Below are 1,744 nucleotides of genomic sequence, written 5' to 3'. Positions count from 1 at the left end.
CGCTCCGTACCCGCATTAAACGACTGGCGCGTAAAACGATTTGCTTCTCGCGCTCTGTCGAGATCCACGAAAAAGTCATCGGAGCCTTCATCGAAAAACACATGTTCTACTAATTGGAGTCATTACCAACGTATGCTGCTTGCTGGAAACACTTATCATGCCGTGAAGCTCGCTGAGCCGCTGCTGCATGAGCCGTTTCACTTCCTCTTCATTTTTGATCAGCTGCTGGAAAACCCGCGCAATGCATTGTTGCTGATCCTCGGATAGCACAGCCGTCATCGCGCCGGTGTGTTCAGCGATTTTCGCTACCGCAAAAACATATTTCTTTTCTTGATCAATCAGTAATTCCCATTGTCCTTGTTGTGCCATTTCAAGCATTAATTCGCTAAGCGAATCAACTTGCTGATAATATGACAAGAGGGAAGCGAAAGCATCCAACATAACGGTCATAATAGGCAAAGTTAACGCGTTTAATATATTCTTTCGATTTCTAAAATGTTTCTTCTGCCGCTACCCGGGCAGAAGAAACAGCGGTAGAAATGATGAATGCCGTTTTTTTAATATTGTGGTTGCGGTTGTTCGGATGGAATCTGTTTCCAGCTGTCTGCAATATCCGTTAATAGCGCACGCACTTGTTTGATCGCGCCAATATCCTTTTTTGCATTCGCCTGTATAAGTTGGCGGATGAAATAATCATACAGCGCCGCCAGATTACGGCTTATTTCATTGCCTTTTTCCATATCAAGCGCCATCTTGAGTCCGTTATCGATAATGTTAATTGCTTTTGAGATGGCATTGCCTTTAGCCGCCATGTTGTTCTGTTCGAGATAAATCTCTGCTTTAATCAGAGCGCTGATGGCACCCTCAAACAACAATACAATCAATTGATGGGGGCTGGCGTTCAGCACACTGCTTTGCAATCCTACATTCTCGTAGGCTGCGGTACCGTACATTTTTACCATGATGTCGCGTCCATATACACGTCCTCCAGTCAGTGCCCTGCGAAGGATCAGGATGAGCTGCTGGTTTTGGAAATGGCTTCAAATTGTTGCGTTAAATAATCACTGGTGCTGTTCAATGACGTTATTAATACATCCAGTTGAGTGAATTGCGACTTATAACGTGCAATATTAGAATCAATACTGCTCTGGACGCTGTCATATTGTTTAGATAATTTGGATAAAATGGTATTGATGCTGTCGGTTGCGTTGGCAATCATGCCGTCATCGTCAATATAACTGCTGGATAAATTAACCATCTGGGTTGCCAAACCGGTGGTGGACCCATCGCCGATAAAGAAATCCGCCACCGCGGTGGGATTATCAGCCAAATTCTTCACAAGCGTACTTTCATCAACGGACAATGTGCCGTCTTTATTCAGCGTGACGCCCAAATCGTTAATGACCTGAAAGCTGCTGTTAGTTTGCGCTGAGCTTAATTGACTTTTTAATTGATTCTGGATTGTGCGTAGCGTGCTATCACCAATCAGGGCGCCGTTGCTGTCGCTCTGCTCTTCGCCCGCGCTGACGGCGGTATATTGCGTTAGGCTATTAAAGGTCGATATTAAGCTGTTATAAGCGCTGACCCACTCCTCGACGGCCTTGGCTGAATCGGTTGTGAATCACCCCGGATAAATTAGAGTCTATACTTTAAAAGTGGAGGTCTCTATGACAACGACCAAACGTTACTCTCCGGAAGTCCGTGAACGGGCAGTTAATCTAGTGCTGGAAACTCAGCATGAGCA

At 45.2% G+C, this 1,744-nt stretch carries 3 protein-coding genes and 1 pseudogene; 1 reads left to right on the top strand and 3 read right to left on the bottom strand.

Annotated elements, in window-relative coordinates:
• Positions 1-113, top strand: a 113-nt coding sequence (locus tag CINSTRO3249_RS15635) for an IS1 family transposase (RefSeq protein WP_044698828.1), incomplete at its 5' end; no start/stop codon positions are given.
• Here the strand turns inward: CINSTRO3249_RS15635 and fliT are convergent.
• The 3 genes and pseudogenes from fliT to fliD form a co-directional block, all read right to left on the bottom strand.
• Positions 88-450 carry a flagellar protein FliT gene (gene fliT, locus CINSTRO3249_RS15630; protein WP_084790283.1) on the bottom strand — a complete coding sequence of 121 codons (363 nt, stop codon included), beginning with the start codon at positions 448-450 and terminating at the stop codon, positions 88-90. The two genes, CINSTRO3249_RS15635 and fliT, sit on opposite strands and share 26 nt — an antisense overlap.
• A 107-nt stretch (positions 451-557) precedes the next feature.
• On the bottom strand, positions 558-962 hold the full coding sequence (gene fliS, locus CINSTRO3249_RS15625; RefSeq protein WP_074013885.1) for a flagellar export chaperone FliS: 405 nt from the start codon (positions 960-962) through the stop codon (positions 558-560).
• Between the two features lie 47 nt (positions 963-1,009).
• A pseudogene (gene fliD, locus CINSTRO3249_RS17355) lies at positions 1,010-1,597 on the bottom strand (flagellar filament capping protein FliD); the annotation flags it as partial.
• Positions 1,598-1,744 lie beyond the last annotated feature (147 nt).

This window comes from Candidatus Sodalis sp. SoCistrobi, from assembly GCF_900143145.1.
Lineage (GTDB): Bacteria > Pseudomonadota > Gammaproteobacteria > Enterobacterales > Enterobacteriaceae > SoCistrobi.
Note: the sequence above shows the minus strand (reverse complement) of the source record. Positions and strands in the feature narration are given on the sequence as shown.